The sequence below is a fragment of the Brevundimonas sp. genome, from assembly GCF_036963785.1.
In the GTDB taxonomy this organism is placed as follows: Bacteria; Pseudomonadota; Alphaproteobacteria; order Caulobacterales; family Caulobacteraceae; genus Brevundimonas.
In genome coordinates, this window is sequence record NZ_JBALUS010000002.1 from 15,548 (window position 1) to 31,981 (window position 16,434).

The window sequence follows — 16,434 nt, forward strand, 5'->3', positions numbered from 1 at the left end:
CATGACTGACCGCAAGAACCGCCCGGGCTTTTCCACGCGCGCCATCCACGCCGGTCAAAAACCGGACCCAACGACCGGGGCGGTGATGACGCCGATCTACGCCACCTCGACCTATGCCCAGGAAAGCCCGGGGGTGAACAAGGGCTATGAGTATGCGCGGGGCAAGAATCCGACGCGCGAGGCGTTCGAGGCCTGTATCGCCGACCTTGAGGGCGGCACGCACGGCTTCGGCTTTGCCAGCGGCATGGCGGCCACCTCGACGGCGCTGGAGCTTCTGGATGCTGGCAGTCACATCGTCACGGGCGACGACCTTTACGGCGGCTCGTGGCGGCTGTTCGAGCGGGTCCGGCGTCGGTCGATGGGCCTGGACTTCGCCTATGTCGATCTGGGCGACGTCGCGGCGGTCGAGGCGGCGATCACCCCGAAGACGAAGATGCTGTGGGTCGAGACCCCGACCAATCCGCTGATGAAGCTGGCGGACATCGCGGCGCTTTCGAAGATTGCCAGGGCCCACGGCCTGATCCTGGTGGTCGACAACACCTTCGCCACGCCGTTCTGCCAGCAGCCGATCGCCTTGGGCGCCGACATCGTCATGCATTCGGCGACCAAGTATCTGAACGGGCACTCGGACATCGTCGGCGGGGTGCTGGTGACGGCAAACGCGGAGTTGGCGACGCAGCTGAAGTTCCTGCAGAACTCGGTCGGCGGGATCATGGGGCCGTTCGACGCCTTCCTCGCCAATCGCGGGCTGAAGACGCTGGGCCTCCGGATGAAGGCCCATTGCGAGAACGCTCTGGCGGTGGCCCGCTGGCTGGAGACGCGCAAGGGCGTGGCCAGGGTCATCTATCCGGGCCTGATCAGCCATCCGGGGCATGAGCTGGCGGCGCGCCAGATGACCGGCGGCTTTGGCGGCATGGTCAGCGTGGTCATCGACGGCGATCTGGACCGCACCCGCAAGGTGCTGGAGCGGGTCGAGGTCTTCACCCTGGCGGAGTCGCTGGGCGGGGTCGAAAGCCTGGTGAACCACCCGGCCATCATGACCCATGCCTCGGTGCCGAAGGAGGTCCGCGAGGCCGGGGGTGTCACCGACAGCCTGATCCGCCTGTCGGTCGGGGTCGAGGACGTCGAGGACCTGATCGCCGACCTGGACCGGGCGCTGGGCTAGGCCTTGGGGTTAGGCGGGGCCCTCAGCCTCGGCCGGGCCGTCCGCCTCGGCCGGCGCAGCGTAGTGCTCGCGGCACAGCTCGCGCAGGGCGGCGTTGAGGGTGCCGCCGTAAAGCGACTCGCGGATGCGCTCGTAGCCCTCGATCTTCAGCTGGATCTTGATGTCGCCGACGGTGCGGCAGCGGCCCTCGCGCGCCAGTTGATAGGCGCGCTCGAGTGTCGTGGGTCGAAAGGTCATGCCCCCTATATAGGGGCTACGGCCAAGGTTTAGAAGTAGAAGCCGACGTTGGCGACCACGGCCGAGCCGTACTGGTCGCCGAACAGGGACGGGTCGGCGTCGGTGTCGTGATAGCGGACATCGAGGTCGATCGCGGGCGTCAGCTGCCAGGTCACGCCCGCGTCCCAGCCCGTGTAGTCGACCGACAGGTCCTGTTCGCGGCGCCCGATCCCGGCCGAGATCGCGGTGGTGAGGGTCAGGTCCCAGCTGGCGCGCGCCTCGACCCAGGTCCAGGTCTCGGTCGAGCCGGTGCCGTCCGGCGAGTACTGCAGGCGCAGCTTGCCCTTGGCCGGGCCGATGGCGCGGCTGACGTCGGCGGTGAACTCCCAGGCGTCGTCGTCCGTGCCCGGATTGGCATCGACGCGCCATTTGTGCGTGGCGTTCAGGTCGAAGTCGAAGCCGCCCCACTGGGGCCGGATGCCGACGCCCGCCTCGATCTCCAGATTCGAGCCCGAGCTGTCGATCGTTTCGGCCCCCGCACCCGTGTAGAAGAAGCCGTCGCCGCTGGTCCATTCCGCGAGCGCCCAGCCATAGGCGTCCGTACCGGACTTGGAGACGTCCTTGGACCGGTTGTCGGTGCCGGCGCCGACGCCGAAGGCCCAGTCGCCACCGGCCATGCTCTGGGCAGCGGCCGGGGTCGAGACGGCCAGAAGGGTCAGGGCCGAAAGGCCGGTCAGGAGGGCGCGCATGATGGCTCCGTATAAGGACGAATCCGGGGGGAGCCGCCCCCTTAGCCGAAGTTGTCGCCGGGGTCTAATCGGCCCGGCGCAGGGTGTAACGGCCCGGCTCTGCCTGGCCGTCGGGCCCCAGATAGACCTCCGAACGGACAAGGGCACCGTCGTCCGAAGGCGAGAACGCCAGGTCGTGCTGGTAGCTTTCACCCGGGTCGAGGTCGGTCACATCGCAGTAGCCGAACCGGATGTCCGGACCGTCCGAGCCGTGTGACACGAGGCGCGGCTGGTTGCCCTGGGGGCAGTAGTGGGTCGCGACCAGGGCGTCGCCATCCATGTGATAGACGGTCATGGAGTGCAGCCCGTTCGGCGTTTCCCAGCGCTCGACGATGGTACGGCCGTTGGCCGTGCTCTCGAAGACGATGGTCAGGACTTCGGCCTCGTCCACCCGCCAGCGCCCGATCCATTGCGAGATCTGTTCGAACTGCTGTGCAGCCGAGTGGGGGTCATGAGACGGGGCTGGCGGGAGGGGCGCCGCGCCGGAACTCAGCGCCATACACACGACCCCGAGCGAAACGGTAGCGAACTTCATGGGGCCTCCGTTGCCGCGCCTGCCGGCCTCAGCCGTAGCGCTTGTGGACGTTCGAGAGCGCGGTGCTGAACTCACCGGAGAGACGCTGGACCAGCTCGGCGGCCGGCACAACATCGTGGATCGAGCCGGCGCCCTGACCGGCGGACCAGACGGTCTTCCAGGCCTTGGCTTCATCGGCCATGTCCAGCTTGTGCTCGGGCAGGGTCTTGGGGTCGATGCCGTTCTCGATCAGCGACGGGGTGAGGAAGTTCGCCGGGATGCCCGAGACGGCCGGGGTGTAGGTGATGTCCGAGGCACCGGAGTCGACGATCATGGCCTTGTACGCATCCTGCGCCATGGCTTCGGTCGTGTTGATGAAGCGGGTGCCCATATAGGCGAAGTCGGCCCCCAGGGTGATGGCGCCGGCGATGTCCTGACCCGTCGACAGACAGCCGGACAGGATGATGGTGCCGTCGAAGAAGGACCGCACCTCATTGATCAGGGCGAAGGGGTTGATGATCCCCGCGTGACCGCCCGCGCCGTTGGCCACGAGGATCAGGCCGTCGACGCCCGCCTCGGCCGCCTTGCGGGCATGGCGGACATTGGCGATGTCGTGGAACACTACCCCGCCATAGCCGTGCACCGCATCAACGACATCGCGCACGGCGCCCAGCGAGGTGATGATCAGGGGCACCTGTTCCTCGACCGAAACCATCATGTCGGCCATCAGGCGCGGATTGGTCGGGTGGACGATATGGTTGACGCCAAAGGCGGCGGCATCGGGCTTGAGGCGGGCCTTGATGTCCTTGAGCCACTCCCGATAGCCCTCGGTGGTGCGCTGGTTCAGCGAAGGGAAGGTGCCGATGACGCCGGCATTGCAGGCCTCGACCACCAGATCCGGTCCAGAGACCAGAAACATGGGCGCCGCGATCACCGGCAGTTTCAGCCCCTTTTGCAGGGACGCGGGAATGGTCATGGACGGCTCCTCCGTTGTCTTTCGCTACGGATAGACGGATGTCGCCGGGGAAGGCAACGGGGGAAGGCGCTGCCGTGAGCGCGAAAAATACCGTCTGAATCGTCTGAATGGTCTGGCATGGATCCCTCCCATCGGGGGGCAGAGGCGGGCGGGTGCATGCGGTAATCTCTCTGAAGGTTGCGGTGCCCCCACCACCCCAGCGCTGCGCGCTGCGGTCCCCCTCCCCCGGTGGGGGAGGAATAAGACCGTCTGAACCGTCTGAATGGTCTGAAATCATGGCCGCGTCCCTCCGGTGGCTTTGGCAACCGGACAGTATCGGTCATCCGCGAGCCAGGGCGGGAAGAACGGTGCGAGAAGCGGTGGGGGTGTTGATAGGGTGGGGGAATTCGGGTGCGGCTTTGATAGCAACAGCCGCTGGACCATCGTCATCCTCCGACTTGATCGGAGGATCGGCCCATCCAGACCGTCTCCCGTCGCGGGCGGCACCGATCCTCGGGTCGAGCCCGAGGATGACGAACGTTCTGTGTTCTCCATCGCCTAACCCCGCCATTTTCACGCTGCCCGCAACCCGCTAAAGGCCTCCCATGACCACCGACACCTCCGGCCTGAGCCAGCTGGGTGCGCAGACGCACCAACCGACCGATCCCGACTCCGCCCATCTGGAGCGGGTGCCCAATCCGCATGCGGACACCCTGTATGTGGCGCGCTTTTCCGCGCCTGAATTCACCAGCCTGTGCCCGGTGACGGGCCAACCGGACTTTGCCCATCTGGTGATCGACTATGTGCCGGGAGAGTGGCTGGTCGAGTCCAAGAGCCTGAAACTGTATCTGACCAGTTTCCGCAATCACGGCGCCTTCCACGAGGATTGCACCGTGGCCATCGGCAAGCGGCTGGTGGCCCTGCTGGACCCCAAATGGCTGAGGATCGGCGGCTACTGGTATCCGCGCGGCGGTATCCCCATCGACGTTTTCTGGCAGACCGGGGTGGTGCCCGAGGGTGTGTGGCTGCCGGATCAGGGCGTGCCGGGGTATCGCGGGCGGGGGTAGGACAGACAGGCCCCGGTCAGACCGTGGGGATCGTGCCGCCGTCGATCACATAGTCGCCGCCATGAATGGCCGAGGCGCGCGGGGAGGCGAGGAAGGCGATCAGTTCGGCGACCTCCTCCGGTTCGGCCGCGCGTCCCAGCGGGATGCCGCCGAGAGCCGCAAGCACGCTCTGTCGTGCGTCTTCCAGTGTGCCGCCCCTGCCGTCGGCGATCCGCTTCAGCAAGGCGCCCGAGGCCTCGGTGGCGATCCATCCGGGAGAAACGACATTGACCCGGACTCCAGCGGGGCCGAGCTCCTTGGACAGGGCCTTGCTGTAAGTGCCGAGCGCGGCCTTGGCGGCCGCATAGGCGGTGGTTGATTCGGGCAGCGGCAGGGTGCTCTGGATCGATGAGACATGGACGATGGCGCCCGATCCGCGCGCGACCATTTGCGGGGCGAGGAGCCGGTCGAGGCGCACCGCCGGCATGAGGTTTAGGTCCAGCTCCCTTTTCCAGTCGTCGTCGGTCAGCGCTGTGTAGCCACCGGCGGGTGCGGAGGAGCCGCCCAGCACATGGATCAGGATGTCGATGCCGCCCAGTCGGTCCATGGCCGCTGCGGCAAGGGCGTCGCAGCCCTCGGGCGTCATCAGGTCTGCGGGCACGAAGGTGACGCCGTCGAGGCCTTCGGGTTCCGCGCGGGCCGAGGTGATGACCCGGGCGCCGCCCGTAAGGAAGCGCGCCACGGTGGCTCGTCCGGCCCCCTTGGTCCCGGCGGTGACGAGCACACGTTTGCCCTCGAACTCGGACGGGTCGGTGCGGACGTTCACAGGGAGATCTCTAGGGCGCGGATGGTGTCGCCTTCGAGCGTGAAGCGGAGGGTGAAGCGCAGGGGGCTGCCGGGGAAATCGCCGTGCGTCGGGCCCTCGACAATCACCTGCCCGTCCGCGTGGCACAGGGTATCGGGGGTGAAGATGGCCCGGCTGGCGATCGTCGCCTGCTCGATCCATGTCCGGATGGCCGCCTGGCCTTGATGCCGGCCGCCGTCGTCACGCACGACGGCGTAGGGGGCGAACGGCTTGAGCATGCCCTCGATGTCGAGTCGGGCATTGGCGTCGATATAGTCGGCGATCGGTTTGGGAAGATCAGGGATCATGGCGCACTCCGGCGGGAAACGTTGTCTCTGATCCAAGGTGGAAGTATGCTGTCAGAATGACAAGAACAGACGAAAAAGTGCGGTACTCACCTGAAAGTAAGCGTGTCGATTACACGCCCCAAACCGCCGCACAGAGCACGCAGAACGTGATCCGCGTGCTGGAAGGGCGATGGAAGCTGGTTATCCTGTTCCAGCTGTTCGGGCAGCAGGCCCGGCGGTTCTCGGAGCTGGAGCGGGCCATTCCCGGCGTCTCCCAGAAGATGCTGGTGCAGCAGCTGCGGCAGCTGGAGCAGGATGGAGTCGTGGCGCGCATCGTCCATGCCCAGGTGCCGCCCAAGGTGGAGTATCACCTGACCGAATGGGGACAGGCGCTGTGCCCCGTGCTGGACAATCTCTTGACCTGGGCCGAGGCGGCGCCGACCGAAGTGCGGGACCGCCTGATCCCGGATGGTCAGCCGGTAGGCTAGAAGCCCAGCCCAAGGCTCAGCACCACGGCGCTGTCTTCGGTGTCGCTGTCGACCCAGGCGAGGCCGAGGGTGGCGGGGCCGATGGCGCGCTCTGCGGCCAGTTTCCAGTCGTTCTTGCCGTCGGGGGCAAAGCCGCCGTCCTCGTGGCCGACGGAGGCGCTGACGCTGACCGGCCAGGTGGTCGGGGCATAGTCGAGGCGGGTCCACATATAGGTGTTGTCCTCGTCCCCCAGACCGGTCTGGGAGGGGGCGTAGATGACGCCGAGCGTCCAGCCGGCGGGACCGATGGAGCGGCCGATCTGGACGGGGAATTCGACATAGTCGACATCGGTGCCATCGGGGTAGCGGTTGTCCCAGACGCCGATGTCGACGTCCCAGCCGCCGACGGTGCCGTACCAGCCGGCATAGAGGGTCACCTCGACCCGTGCCCCGTCGCCGTCGAGGCCGATGCCGTAGTCGTCGATGGTAGAGGCCCACACGCCGCCATAGACGCCTGAGTCATGGATGAGGGTCAGTTCGCCCTGCAGCGCGGGCTTTTCATCGGACAGGGTGTAGCCCCGGTCGCGGTAGTCGGAGACCACGGTGGCCTGACCGCTCCAGGTCCAGGGCGACTCCTGGGCCGAGGCGGCGGTCGCCATGGCCGCGAAGGGCAGGGCCAGGAAGAGGGGGACGAAGCGCAGGAGGGTGAGGCGCATGGAGGGACTCCGCATGAGGGGCGGAGCATGGCGCGCAAGGCTTAAGATCGCGTATCGCGCGTGCAAGGTGACCTTAACCATCACGGATAACGTGATTTTATACGATGGGGGCGGAAGATGCTCCCATGTCCGGGGTCCAACTGTCTCACCATCTGGATTTACGCCGCGTTCTGACCGCAGCCTTGCTGGTCGGCGCGCTGGTGCTTGTTGGAGCCATGGGCCTGTTCGCCTATGCGTCGCGCACGGTGGACCGGGTGCAACGGGAAAACGAAATCGCGCTGGCCGAGCTGCGCCTTGAGCGGATGCAGGAAAAGACGCTGGAGGATGTGCAGTCCTCGGCTGTCTGGAACGATGCCGTGGCGGGCTTTGGCCGTGCGGACCTGCAATGGGTGCAGGAGAATTTCGGCGATTACTATGCCGACTATATGGGCCACGACGTCACCCTGGCGTTTGATTCCGCGGGGCAGATGATCCTGGCCTCACGCGAGAGCGAGCCTGTCGCCGCCGAGGTCGAGGCAGAACTGACCGACGTGGCCCTGCCGTTGGTGCAGGCGCTGCAGGCCAGTCAGCCCGAGGGCTTCGGCTTTGACGCGGCCCAGCATCGGACATTGGTCGCGCGCGTCGGCGATGCGACCTATCTGCTGGCGGTGTCGACCGTGGTGCCGGAAGACGAGTCGGTGGCGCGTCCCGAACGGGACCCGGTTGTGGTCTCGGCCCGGAATATCTCGGCGGTGGTCGCCAGTCTGTCTGGTGATCTGGCGCTGAAAGACCCGCTGTTCCTCCCCGAAGCGCGAGCCGGTCAGGCGGCCCTGCCGGTCACCGACAGCACCGGCAAGCGTCTGGGCGTCCTGGCCTGGACGCCCGATCGTCCGGGCGCCCGGGTTCTGGCCCAGGCCGCGCCGCTGTTCGTCGGGCTGGCTGCCGCGCTGATCGGGGCGGCCGTGGTGCTGTGGGTGCTGCTGGACCGGATCGCTCAGAAGATGAACCGGCAACAGTCGGATCTGGCCGAGGCGCGCGACCGGGCCGAAGCCGCCAATGAGGCCAAGACGCGTTTCCTCGCCAATATCAGTCACGAGCTGAGAACGCCCCTGAACGGGGTGCTGGGCATGGCCGAAATCATGAGCCATGCCGAGCTCAGCCCCATCCAGCGCGGCCATCTGTCGATCCTGAAGGCGTCCGGCGACGACCTGTTGCGGATGATCGAGGACATCCTGCTGGTGACGCGGCTGGAGCGGGCCGAGGTTGCGGTCGAGATGGCGCCCTTCGACCTCGACGCCCTGCTGTTCGACCTGGCGGGGCAGACACGCAACGCCGTCACCGACCGCGCGGTGTCGGTCGGGGTCGATGCCGGAACCCCCGGCCTGTGGAGCGGTGACGCGGCGCTTGTACGCCAGGCCCTGCAGTGCCTGCTGACCAATGCCGTCGATTTCACCAAACGCGGCGAAATCCGTCTGGCTTCGGAGGTTCGGGGTGACGGTTTGCAATTGACGGTGGCGGACACCGGGCCGGGCATCGACCCCGCCTTCCTGCCCCGACTGTTCGAGGACTTTGCCCAGGCCGATGAGTCGATCACCCGTGGCCATGAGGGGGCGGGGCTGGGCCTGGCCATCTGTCGCCGGCTGGTGGTGGCCATGGGGGGCTCGATCTCGGTGCAGAGCGCGCTCGAAAAGGGCTCGACCTTCACGATCAACCTGCCCCTGTCACGGGCCGGGACCGTCAGGACGGAGATGGCCGCCTGACGGCTGGGCGGCCACGTTTCACCGCTTCCTCATCCTCCGCTCATGACGCTCGGCGCGGTGCCGTGATCCAAGCTGGGCATGACCCCATCCCGTCGCCCCCCGCTTGAACTGATCGGTCGCCACTGGCTGTCGGGGGCGCAGGCGTGGGCGGATCGGCGGCGGTGGCGAGCCTGTGCCTTCGAGGTTCTGATGTTCGGGATCAAACAGGGGTGGGCGTGCCTGTTCGGCGGCCTGCTGCTGGTGCTGATCGTCGCGACCTTCCTGTGGTGGCCCGAAGGCGCCGTGATCGCCCGCTATGACGCCCTGGTGGTCGGGGCGGTGGCGATCCAGGCGGGCATGCTGATCTTCAAGCTGGAGAGCTGGGAAGAGGCGCGGGTCATCCTGCTGTTCCATATCGCCGGAACCGTCATGGAGCTGTTCAAGACGGCGCACGGGTCGTGGGTCTATCCCGAGGCCTCGGTGCTGAGGATCGGCGATGTGCCGCTGTTCTCGGGCTTCATGTATGCGGCGGTCGGCAGCTATATCGCGCGGGTGCAGCGCATCTTTCACATCCGGGTGCGGGACTATCCGCCGGTGTGGATTACGGGGGTGCTGGCGGCGGGGATCTATCTGAACTTCTTCCTGCACCACTGGCTGCCGGATGTGCGGGGGGCGCTGTTTCTGATGGTCGGCGTGTTGTTCGGGCGGGGGTGGTTCTGGTTCACCCCGGACCGGCAGCGGCGTTCGATGCCGTTGTTAGCGGGCTATGGGCTGGTAGCGCTGTTCATCTGGATTGCCGAGAATGTCGGGACCTTTGCGCGGGCCTGGACCTATCCGGGGCAGGAGGCGGGCTGGGCGCCGGTGTCGCTGGACAAGCTGGGTAGCTGGTTCCTGCTGATGATCATTTCGATCGTGCTGGTGTCGCTGGTGCACCGGCCGGAACGGGAGCCGCGTTAGCGCCGCGCGATGTGCCGGTCGGGATCCGGCCGCGGCCGTTCAAGCGGCGGGGTCTCGAGCGTGCCGATGTGGATGAAGCCGGCGATGCGCTCGTCCTCGCCGATGCCGAACAGGGAAAGGGCGCGGGGGTCGTAGGCGTACCAGTCGGTGATCCAGCTGGCGGAGAAACCATGGGCAAAGGCCGCGTGGCTGAGGTTCATGGCCAGGGCCCCGGCGGACAGTTCCTGTTCCCACACCGGGACCTTGTGATCGCGGACCGGGGTCGAGACGACCATGACGGTGACGGGCGGCGCGGTCAGCTTGGCGAGGACGGCGCGGGCCTTGTTGGGATCGGCCTGGTCATCGGCGAGCGGGCTGAGCGAATGGCCCAGCGCGGCGCGGGTTTCGGTGGTCAGCACCACCAGCCGCCAGGGGAAGAGCTTGCCGTGATCGGGAGTACGCAGGCCGATCTGGAGGATCGCCTCAAGGTCGGCGTCGGACGGGCCGGGTGCGGCCAGCGCCTGGGCCGGAGCAGAGCGGCGCTGCTGCAGGTATGCGATCAGCGCGGGGTCGCGGCGGGGCAGGGCGAGGGGGCTGGCGAGCTCGGTCATGAGCTGAAGCTAGGCGCGCGACGCCGGGCCCGCCAGTGCGCGGGGTGGCGATTTGGCGGGCGGGAGCCTATCTTTCGCGCTGAACCGAAGAGTGAGGATCCATGGCCACGCCCCGACTGGAGGCTGTTCCCGAAGCGTCTGACCTGTGGGCCCAGCTGCGCCGGGCCGCCGAGCAGGCGTCTCGCGACGAGCCGGATCTGGCCTCGCAGATGAATGCGGTGATCCTGTCGCACGGCAATCTGGGCGCGGCGTTGAGCTTCCAGATTGCACGGAAGCTGGGCGACTCCGAACTGGGCGCCATGACGGTGCGCGAGGTCTGCCTGGCGGCCTTTGAGGCCGATCCGTGGATTGTCGCGGCGGCCGAGGCCGACCTGCAGGCGGTCGAGGAGCGCGATCCGGCGATCCGGTCGCTGCTGCAGCCGTTCCTCTACTTCAAGGGATTTCAGGCGCTACAGGGCTGGCGCGTGGCGCACTGGCTGTGGAGCGAGGGGCGCGAGACCCTGGCCCTGCATTTCCAGAGCCGGATTTCCGAGCTGTTCCAGGTCGACATCCACCCGGGTGCGCAGATGGGTTCGGGCCTATTCCTCGACCACGGCACCGGCATCGTCATCGGCGAGACGGCGGTGGTTGGCGATGAGGTGTCGATGCTGCACGCGGTGACGCTGGGCGGCACGGGTGCCGAGCGCGGCGACCGCCACCCCAAGATCGGCAAGGGCGTGCTGCTGGGCGCCGGAGCCAAGGTGCTGGGCAACATCACCGTCGGTGACTATGCCAAGGTGGCCTCGGGCTCGGTGGTGCTGAAGCCGGTGCCTGCCGGGTGCACGGTGGCCGGTGTGCCGGCGCGGCTGGTCAACTGCCCGACCGACGCCACGCCCGCCCGGACCATGGACCACACCCTGGCCGACATTGTGTATGACTTTGTCATCTAGGCCTGACCGGGCTTTCCCTCCCGGGCCCGCTTCTCTAGGGTCCGCGCCGAACGAACTCTGAAAGGCATGCCGTGAACGAGACAGACCAGAAGCGCCTCGAAACCTATCTGAAGCGCACCTTCAATCATGGCGGCATCAAGCTGAAGCCCCGCAAGACGGCCGACTCGGTCGAGGTCTATGTGGATGACGAGTTCATCGGCCTGGTCTTCGAGGACGAGGACGGCGACGGGTCGTTCATGTTCGAGATGGCCATCCTTGGCGAGGATCTGCCGCCCGCCTGAGGCCGCTGACAGCCGAATTGAGAACCCCCGCCGGAGCGATACCGGCGGGGGTTTTTGTTTGGGCGACGGGGATCAGCGCTTGCCGAAGATGGCGTCGAAGATCTTGCCGACGAAGCTCTTGCTCTCGGCGGGCTTGGCCGCGGGCGCCGACGGAGCCGGAGCCGGAGCCGGAGCCGGGCTGGGCGCCGGATGGACGGGCGCCGGAGTCACGGCAGCCGCCTTGGGCGTGGTGACAGGCTTGGCGGCAGCGCGCGGCGTGGCGGCCTTCTTGGCAGCCGGCGGACGCGCCGGAGTCGCGCGCGCGGCGGCGGGCTTCTTCGCGGCAGCGGGAGCCTTGGCCGCAGCGGGTTTGGCCGCCGGCTTTTTCGCAGCGACGGGCTTGGCGGCAGCGGCCGGTTTCGTCGCGGCAGCGGGCTTCTTCGCGGCAGGCGCCTTGGCGGCGGGCTTGGTGGTCGCAGGCTTGCTTACGGCCTTCGCGGGGGCCTTGGCCGGTGCGGGCTTGGCGACCGGCGCCTTGGCCGCAGCAGGCTTGGCCGTCGCTTTCGCCGTGGACTTCGGCGCGGCTTTAGGCTTGGAAGCGGCAGAAGCTGTTGCGCCCGCCTTGGACGTACTCGACTTGGATGGAACCTTGGCCATGTATTCCCCGACCCCTCGGATGGATTTGACGCGAGACGCCGCGCCGACGATGCACTCGATTCGGTATGATAGCGGCGTTTGAAAAATGTCAGAGTCCGCAGTTCAAATAATCGCACATGGGTCACGTGATGCAACCGAAGCCCGCGTTGCCGCCTGGGACGCCGATCCGCTGCTGGAGGGTGTGACCTATTCCATCCTGGAAGAGGATGAGGATCGGGGCATCTGGCGCATCGATGCCTTTCCGACCACCGAGGCCGAGGTCGAGCGGCTGGTCACGTCGCTGAAGGGCGATGGCGCCCTGACCAGCACGGTCGAGGATCTGGCCGATGCTGACTGGCTGGCCATGTCGCTGTCTGGCCTGCCGCCGGTCCGGGCCGGTCGGTTCTTTGTCTATGGCGCGCACGATCAGGGGCGGGTGCCGCTGAACACGGTCAATCTGAAGATCGATGCGGGCGCCGCCTTCGGCACCGGGCACCACGGGACGACGGTCGGCTGTCTGATGGCGTTTGATGAACTGCTGAAACGCGAGCGGTTCGAGCGGGTGCTGGACGTGGGGGCGGGCACGGGCGTGCTGGCCATCGCGGCCGCAAAGACCGGCAGCCGGGTAGCCCTCGGCACCGACATCGACGCGCCGTCGGTGCGCATCGCCAATGAGAACGCCGCGCTCAACCAGGCCAAGGCCAGCTTCGTTCACGCCTCGGGCCTGAACGATCAGAAGGTGCGGGGGCAGGGGCCCTATGATCTGGTGTTCGCCAATATTCTGGCGCCGCCGCTGGTGGCGCTGGCCCAGGACATCAAGGACTCCCTGAGGCCCCAGGGCGTGGCCATATTGTCAGGCCTGTTGCGGACGCAGGAGCGACGCGTCACCGCAGCCTATCTGTCCCGGGGATTCGCGCTGGAACGGCGCATCCATCGCGATGCCTGGAGCGCGCTGGTGCTGAGGCGAAAGGGTTAAGGAACGCGGGGGGTAGCAGGGCCGTTTCAGGTGCCGAACCTGAGGAGTTTCCGCGTGACCCACTTCAATCCCAATGACCCCGACCGGGATACGGTCATCGTCGAACCGGCCCCTGTCTATTCCGAGACGACGGAAACCGTGATCGTCCGCGAGAGCAACACCGGATGGTGGATCGCGGGCATCCTCGGCGGACTGGTTCTTCTTGCGGTGATGATCATCCTGTTCAACCGGCAGGCGCCGCAGACGGATGACCAACTGCTGGCCGCCGAGGCGGCGGCTGCCCGATCCGAAGCCGAAGCCCGTCAGGCTGCGGCCGCCGGCCAGATCGCCGGCGCCCAGGCCAGTGTCGAGGTCGCTCGGGCCAATGCCGCGCGTGCGGAAGCCGACGCGCGCGCCGCTGAGGCCCGCGCGGCAGAACCGGTGGTGATCGAGCGGGAAGTGCCTGTACCGGTGCCCTCGGAGCCCGCGAATGGCAGTGCCGCGGTGGTGACCACCACGACACCCCAGCCTCAACGCTAGTCACAGCACCTTCCCGTCCGCGCGACAGGGATGCTAAGCCACCGCGCATGAGACAGACATTCGACGAGACCACCGACCCCGGATTTGGTGCGCGCCACCTGCCGCTTCTCCGACGCGAGATGCAGGCCCAGGGCCTGGACGGCTTTCTGGTGCCGCACGAGGACGAGCACCAGAACGAGTATCTTCCGGCGGCCAATGACCGGCTGGCGTGGATCTCGGGCTTCACCGGCTCGGCCGGGGCCGGCGTGGTCATGAAGGACAAGGCGGCCGTCTTCGCCGACGGGCGCTATACGGTGCAGGTGAAGGCCCAGGTGGATCAGGGCCAGTTCGAGCTGCGCGATTTCAACGAGAGCGCGGTCGCCCGCTATCTGTCGGAGCAGCCCAGGGGGTCGGTTGTCGGATATGACCCGCGTCTGCACAGCCCCGATGCGCTGGCGCGGATGCAGAAGACAGCGAAGCGCGCCGGTGTGACGCTGAAGCCCGTCGACAGCAATCCGCTGGACAGTGCCTGGGGGGCGGAGCGCCCGGCCCAGCCGCAGGCGCCCGTGGTGCCCCATCCGATCGACTATGCGGGCGAGGATGCCGCCGACAAGCGCGCGCGAATCGGCAAGGCCATCGATGAGGCCGGGGCCGACATGGCCCTGCTGACGGCGCCGACCTCGGTCGCCTGGTTGTTCAACATCCGGGGCGGGGACGTGATCCGCTCGCCCCTCCCGCTGGGTCAGGCGTTGATCGACGTCGAGGGGCGCGCGCGGCTGTTCCTCGATCCGGCCAAGGTGACCAATGAACTGCCCGGCTGGCTGGGTGAGGATGTGACACTGGAGCATCCGGACACCCTGGCGGCGGCGCTGGATGAGACGTCCGGACGCTCGGTGCTGATCGATCCGGGCCAGAGCGCGGCCTGGTATTTCGACCGCGTTGAAGCGGCGGGCGGCACCGTCGTGCGCGGGCAGGATCCCTGCACCCTGCCGCGCGCGGTCAAGAATCCGGTGGAAATCGAAGGGTCGCGTCAGGCGCACATCCGCGACGGCGCGGCGCTGGCCCGCTTCCTTCACTGGCTGGACACCGAGGCGCAGGAGACCCTACCGGACGAGCGGGCCGTGGTCGAAAAGCTGGAGCAGTGCCGCGAAGGCACCGGGGCGCTGATGGACCTCAGCTTCGACACCATCGCCGGGTCGGGACCGAACGGCGCCCTGCCGCACTACAAGCCCGTGACCCGCACCATCCGCCGGATGGAGAAGGGGTCGCTGCTGCTGGTGGACGGCGGCGGTCAGTATCTGGACGGCACGACCGATGTGACGCGGACCATCGCCGTGGGCGACCCCTCGGACGATCAGCGCCGCATGTTCACCCTGGTGCTGAAGGGCCATATCGCCATGGCCGTGGTGCGCTTCCCCGAAGGCACGACGGGGCATCAGCTGGACGCGCTGGCGCGTCACCCGCTGTGGATGGCGGGGCATGACTATGACCACGGCACCGGGCACGGCGTCGGCAGCTATCTGGGGGTCCACGAGGGACCGCAGCGGATCGCCAAGGCGGTCAACACCCAGCCGCTGCTGACCGGCATGATCGTGTCGAACGAGCCGGGATACTACCGCGAAGGCCACTGGGGCATCCGCATCGAGACCCTGCAGGTGGTGACGGCGCCCGAGGCCCTTCCGGGCGGCGAGCGGCCCATGCATGGCTTCGAACAGCTGACGCTGGCGCCGCTGGATCGTCGGCTGATCGACGTCGACCTGCTGACGGCAGGCGAGCGGGCCTATGTCGATGCCTATCACGCCGAGGTGCTGGCCAAGGTCGGGCCGTTGCTGGACGGCGAGGTTCTCGACTGGCTGACGGTGCAGTGCGCCGCGCTCTGATCGCACTCACGGTCTGGCTGGCCGCCGGGCCGGTGGTGGCCCAGAGCCTGCCGAGGCTGCCCCGTGACGTATTCGATGTGATCCCGCCGTCCGAGCGGGTCACCGGACGGCGGGGCGCGATGCAGATCGTGCAGCCCGGATGCCGGGTCGGGCCGACCCACTGGGCGCGCAGGCGGGTCGTCGATGTGGCCGTGCAGGAATGGGGCGTGTTCGGCTTCCAGACCATCGACCTGCGCGGCGTGCGCGAGCGGCGCCTGCCGGACGGGGTGGTGCCGGATGCGCTCAATCCCGCCCTTGAGGCGCCCGAGCAGGACCGCGTGATCCGCGCGGTCGGCCGGTGGGAGCATACGCCGTCGCTTGCGGCCACCATCGCCGGCTACTGGAGCGCGACGCCGGACGGGGCTGATGTTCTGGCCCGTCAAAACCGTCAGTGGCGGGACGGCGAGGGTGAGATCAACTGGGTCGAGCCGTGGTCGGCCGCCTTCATCAGCTGGGTGATGTGTGAGGCCGGGCTGGGCGAGATGGATCAGTTCGAACGGGATATCTCCCACCGCGTCTATATCGATCAGGCCATCCGCGCGCGGGACGGCCAGCGGCCGAAGGCCGCCTATGTCGCCCATGACCGGGGCGAGGTGCCGATCCGGCCGGGGGACCTGCTGTGCAATTCGCGCGGCGGCGTCGACTATCGCAGTCTGGCCGACCGGCGGCCCGATCTGGGGCGCTATGCCGGGACGCATTGCGATGTCGTCGTGCGCATCGAGGGCGACACAGTCGCGGTGATCGGCGGCAATGTGCTGAACGGCGTCAGCCTGACCCTGCTGCCGCTGGCCCCCACGGCCGGAGGCTATCCGGCGGTGGTGTCGGCGGACGATCTGGACGAGGCGCGGACCATCTTCGCCCATCTGTCGCTGCAGGCCGACCCGGTCGAGGACACGGCGCTGGACGCCTCGCCGACGATCCGGGCGCTCAGCACGCCTTGAAACCCGGCCGGG

The 16,434-nt window shown here is 67.7% G+C and carries 20 protein-coding genes; 11 read left to right on the forward strand and 9 right to left on the reverse strand.

The features are described 5' to 3' along the window. The first annotated feature begins 1 nt into the window (after position 1). Positions 2-1,165: a cystathionine gamma-synthase gene (locus V7672_RS03450; protein WP_335623300.1), complete on the forward strand. Its 1,164-nt coding sequence runs from the start codon at positions 2-4 to the stop codon at positions 1,163-1,165. Between the two features lie 9 nt (positions 1,166-1,174). Here the strand turns inward: V7672_RS03450 and V7672_RS03455 are convergent, their stop codons facing one another. From V7672_RS03455 to V7672_RS03470, 4 genes are all read right to left on the reverse strand, one after another. Further along, entirely contained in the window at positions 1,175-1,402 is a 228-nt protein-coding gene (locus tag V7672_RS03455) for a hypothetical protein (protein ID WP_335623301.1), read from the reverse strand. Positions 1,403-1,431: 29 nt separating this feature from the next. Further along, positions 1,432-2,130: a TorF family putative porin gene (locus V7672_RS03460; RefSeq protein ID WP_335623302.1), complete on the reverse strand. Its 699-nt coding sequence runs from the start codon at positions 2,128-2,130 to the stop codon at positions 1,432-1,434. 64 nt (positions 2,131-2,194) lie between these two features. Continuing rightward, on the reverse strand, positions 2,195-2,704 hold the full coding sequence (locus V7672_RS03465) for a hypothetical protein (RefSeq protein ID WP_335623303.1): 510 nt from the start codon (positions 2,702-2,704) through the stop codon (positions 2,195-2,197). Positions 2,705-2,732: 28 nt separating this feature from the next. Then, the gene (locus tag V7672_RS03470) at positions 2,733-3,659 is read right to left on the reverse strand and encodes an NAD(P)H-dependent flavin oxidoreductase (protein ID WP_335623304.1); all 927 of its coding nucleotides are present in this window, start codon (positions 3,657-3,659) and stop codon (positions 2,733-2,735) included. Between the two features lie 584 nt (positions 3,660-4,243). Here V7672_RS03470 and queF point away from each other — a divergent pair. Continuing rightward, positions 4,244-4,705 (forward strand): preQ(1) synthase, encoded by a 462-nt coding sequence (queF, locus tag V7672_RS03475; protein ID WP_335623305.1) that lies wholly within the window; start codon positions 4,244-4,246, stop codon positions 4,703-4,705. Positions 4,706-4,721: 16 nt separating this feature from the next. Here the strand turns inward: queF and V7672_RS03480 are convergent, their stop codons facing one another. Together V7672_RS03480 and V7672_RS03485 are read right to left on the reverse strand one after the other, a co-directional pair. Beyond that, on the reverse strand, positions 4,722-5,510 hold the full coding sequence (locus V7672_RS03480) for an SDR family oxidoreductase (protein ID WP_335623306.1): 789 nt from the start codon (positions 5,508-5,510) through the stop codon (positions 4,722-4,724). After that, a complete protein-coding gene (locus V7672_RS03485) occupies positions 5,507-5,836 on the reverse strand; it encodes a nuclear transport factor 2 family protein (RefSeq protein ID WP_335623307.1) in 330 nt (109 codons plus the stop codon). Before V7672_RS03485 ends, V7672_RS03480 begins: the two co-directional genes overlap by 4 nt. A gap of 146 nt (positions 5,837-5,982) precedes the next feature. On the opposite strand from V7672_RS03485, the gene V7672_RS03490 reads away from it, so the two are divergent. Next, positions 5,983-6,303 carry a winged helix-turn-helix transcriptional regulator gene (locus tag V7672_RS03490; RefSeq protein WP_335623308.1) on the forward strand — a complete coding sequence of 107 codons (321 nt, stop codon included), beginning with the start codon at positions 5,983-5,985 and terminating at the stop codon, positions 6,301-6,303. Here V7672_RS03490 and V7672_RS03495 read toward each other — a convergent pair. Further along, the gene (locus tag V7672_RS03495) at positions 6,300-6,998 is read right to left on the reverse strand and encodes a TorF family putative porin (RefSeq protein WP_335623309.1); all 699 of its coding nucleotides are present in this window, start codon (positions 6,996-6,998) and stop codon (positions 6,300-6,302) included. The genes V7672_RS03490 and V7672_RS03495 overlap by 4 nt on opposite strands. A gap of 125 nt (positions 6,999-7,123) precedes the next feature. Here V7672_RS03495 and V7672_RS03500 point away from each other — a divergent pair, with 125 nt between their 5' ends. Beyond that, on the forward strand, positions 7,124-8,737 hold the full coding sequence (locus tag V7672_RS03500; RefSeq protein WP_335623311.1) for an ATP-binding protein: 1,614 nt from the start codon (positions 7,124-7,126) through the stop codon (positions 8,735-8,737). 78 nt (positions 8,738-8,815) lie between these two features. Then, entirely contained in the window at positions 8,816-9,673 is an 858-nt protein-coding gene (locus tag V7672_RS03505; RefSeq protein WP_335623313.1) for a DUF817 domain-containing protein, read from the forward strand. Here V7672_RS03505 and V7672_RS03510 read toward each other — a convergent pair. Next, positions 9,670-10,263 (reverse strand): nitroreductase family protein, encoded by a 594-nt coding sequence (locus tag V7672_RS03510; protein ID WP_335623314.1) that lies wholly within the window; start codon positions 10,261-10,263, stop codon positions 9,670-9,672. The two genes, V7672_RS03505 and V7672_RS03510, sit on opposite strands and share 4 nt — an antisense overlap. A gap of 101 nt (positions 10,264-10,364) precedes the next feature. Between V7672_RS03510 and cysE the strand changes: the two genes are divergently transcribed. Next, complete coding sequence (cysE, locus tag V7672_RS03515; RefSeq protein ID WP_335623316.1) at positions 10,365-11,192, forward strand: serine O-acetyltransferase; 828 nt, start codon at positions 10,365-10,367, stop codon at positions 11,190-11,192. A gap of 71 nt (positions 11,193-11,263) precedes the next feature. Next, positions 11,264-11,473 (forward strand): DUF3126 family protein, encoded by a 210-nt coding sequence (locus V7672_RS03520; RefSeq protein ID WP_123286339.1) that lies wholly within the window; start codon positions 11,264-11,266, stop codon positions 11,471-11,473. A 72-nt stretch (positions 11,474-11,545) separates the two neighbouring features. On the opposite strand, the gene V7672_RS03525 is transcribed toward V7672_RS03520, so the two are convergent. Next, a complete protein-coding gene (locus tag V7672_RS03525) occupies positions 11,546-12,109 on the reverse strand; it encodes a hypothetical protein (RefSeq protein ID WP_335623317.1) in 564 nt (187 codons plus the stop codon). Between the two features lie 85 nt (positions 12,110-12,194). Here V7672_RS03525 and V7672_RS03530 point away from each other — a divergent pair, with 85 nt between their 5' ends. The 4 genes from V7672_RS03530 to V7672_RS03545 are packed head-to-tail and all read left to right on the forward strand — an operon-like array spanning position 12,195 to position 16,422. Then, entirely contained in the window at positions 12,195-13,064 is an 870-nt protein-coding gene (locus V7672_RS03530; protein WP_335623318.1) for a 50S ribosomal protein L11 methyltransferase, read from the forward strand. 54 nt (positions 13,065-13,118) lie between these two features. Next, positions 13,119-13,583, forward strand: a complete 465-nt coding sequence (locus tag V7672_RS03535; protein WP_335623319.1) for a hypothetical protein — start codon at positions 13,119-13,121, stop codon at positions 13,581-13,583. Between the two features lie 47 nt (positions 13,584-13,630). Continuing rightward, positions 13,631-15,442, forward strand: a complete 1,812-nt coding sequence (locus V7672_RS03540) for an aminopeptidase P family protein (RefSeq protein ID WP_335623320.1) — start codon at positions 13,631-13,633, stop codon at positions 15,440-15,442. Next, positions 15,427-16,422, forward strand: coding sequence for a DUF2272 domain-containing protein (locus V7672_RS03545; RefSeq protein WP_335623321.1), 996 nt, complete (start codon positions 15,427-15,429; stop codon positions 16,420-16,422). The genes V7672_RS03540 and V7672_RS03545 overlap by 16 nt, the downstream gene beginning before the upstream one ends. The last annotated feature ends 12 nt before the right edge of the window (positions 16,423-16,434 follow it).

What these genes read in the sequence shown, in the direction of transcription:
- queF (WP_335623305.1), top strand. Translation starts at nt 4,244, where the DNA reads ATGACCACCGACACCTCCGGCCTGAGCCAGCTGGGTGCGCAGACGCAC.
- V7672_RS03525 (WP_335623317.1), bottom strand. Translation starts at nt 12,109, where the DNA reads ATGGCCAAGGTTCCATCCAAGTCGAGTACGTCCAAGGCGGGCGCAACA.
- V7672_RS03505 (WP_335623313.1), top strand. Translation starts at nt 8,816, where the DNA reads ATGACCCCATCCCGTCGCCCCCCGCTTGAACTGATCGGTCGCCACTGG.
- V7672_RS03485 (WP_335623307.1), bottom strand. Translation starts at nt 5,836, where the DNA reads ATGATCCCTGATCTTCCCAAACCGATCGCCGACTATATCGACGCCAAT.
- V7672_RS03470 (WP_335623304.1), bottom strand. Translation starts at nt 3,659, where the DNA reads ATGACCATTCCCGCGTCCCTGCAAAAGGGGCTGAAACTGCCGGTGATC.
- V7672_RS03465 (WP_335623303.1), bottom strand. Translation starts at nt 2,704, where the DNA reads ATGAAGTTCGCTACCGTTTCGCTCGGGGTCGTGTGTATGGCGCTGAGT.
- V7672_RS03540 (WP_335623320.1), top strand. Translation starts at nt 13,631, where the DNA reads ATGAGACAGACATTCGACGAGACCACCGACCCCGGATTTGGTGCGCGC.
- V7672_RS03455 (WP_335623301.1), bottom strand. Translation starts at nt 1,402, where the DNA reads ATGACCTTTCGACCCACGACACTCGAGCGCGCCTATCAACTGGCGCGC.
- V7672_RS03500 (WP_335623311.1), top strand. Translation starts at nt 7,124, where the DNA reads ATGTCCGGGGTCCAACTGTCTCACCATCTGGATTTACGCCGCGTTCTG.
- V7672_RS03495 (WP_335623309.1), bottom strand. Translation starts at nt 6,998, where the DNA reads ATGCGCCTCACCCTCCTGCGCTTCGTCCCCCTCTTCCTGGCCCTGCCC.
- V7672_RS03460 (WP_335623302.1), bottom strand. Translation starts at nt 2,130, where the DNA reads ATGCGCGCCCTCCTGACCGGCCTTTCGGCCCTGACCCTTCTGGCCGTC.
- V7672_RS03450 (WP_335623300.1), top strand. Translation starts at nt 2, where the DNA reads ATGACTGACCGCAAGAACCGCCCGGGCTTTTCCACGCGCGCCATCCAC.
- V7672_RS03510 (WP_335623314.1), bottom strand. Translation starts at nt 10,263, where the DNA reads ATGACCGAGCTCGCCAGCCCCCTCGCCCTGCCCCGCCGCGACCCCGCG.
- V7672_RS03530 (WP_335623318.1), top strand. Translation starts at nt 12,195, where the DNA reads ATGTCAGAGTCCGCAGTTCAAATAATCGCACATGGGTCACGTGATGCA.
- cysE (WP_335623316.1), top strand. Translation starts at nt 10,365, where the DNA reads ATGGCCACGCCCCGACTGGAGGCTGTTCCCGAAGCGTCTGACCTGTGG.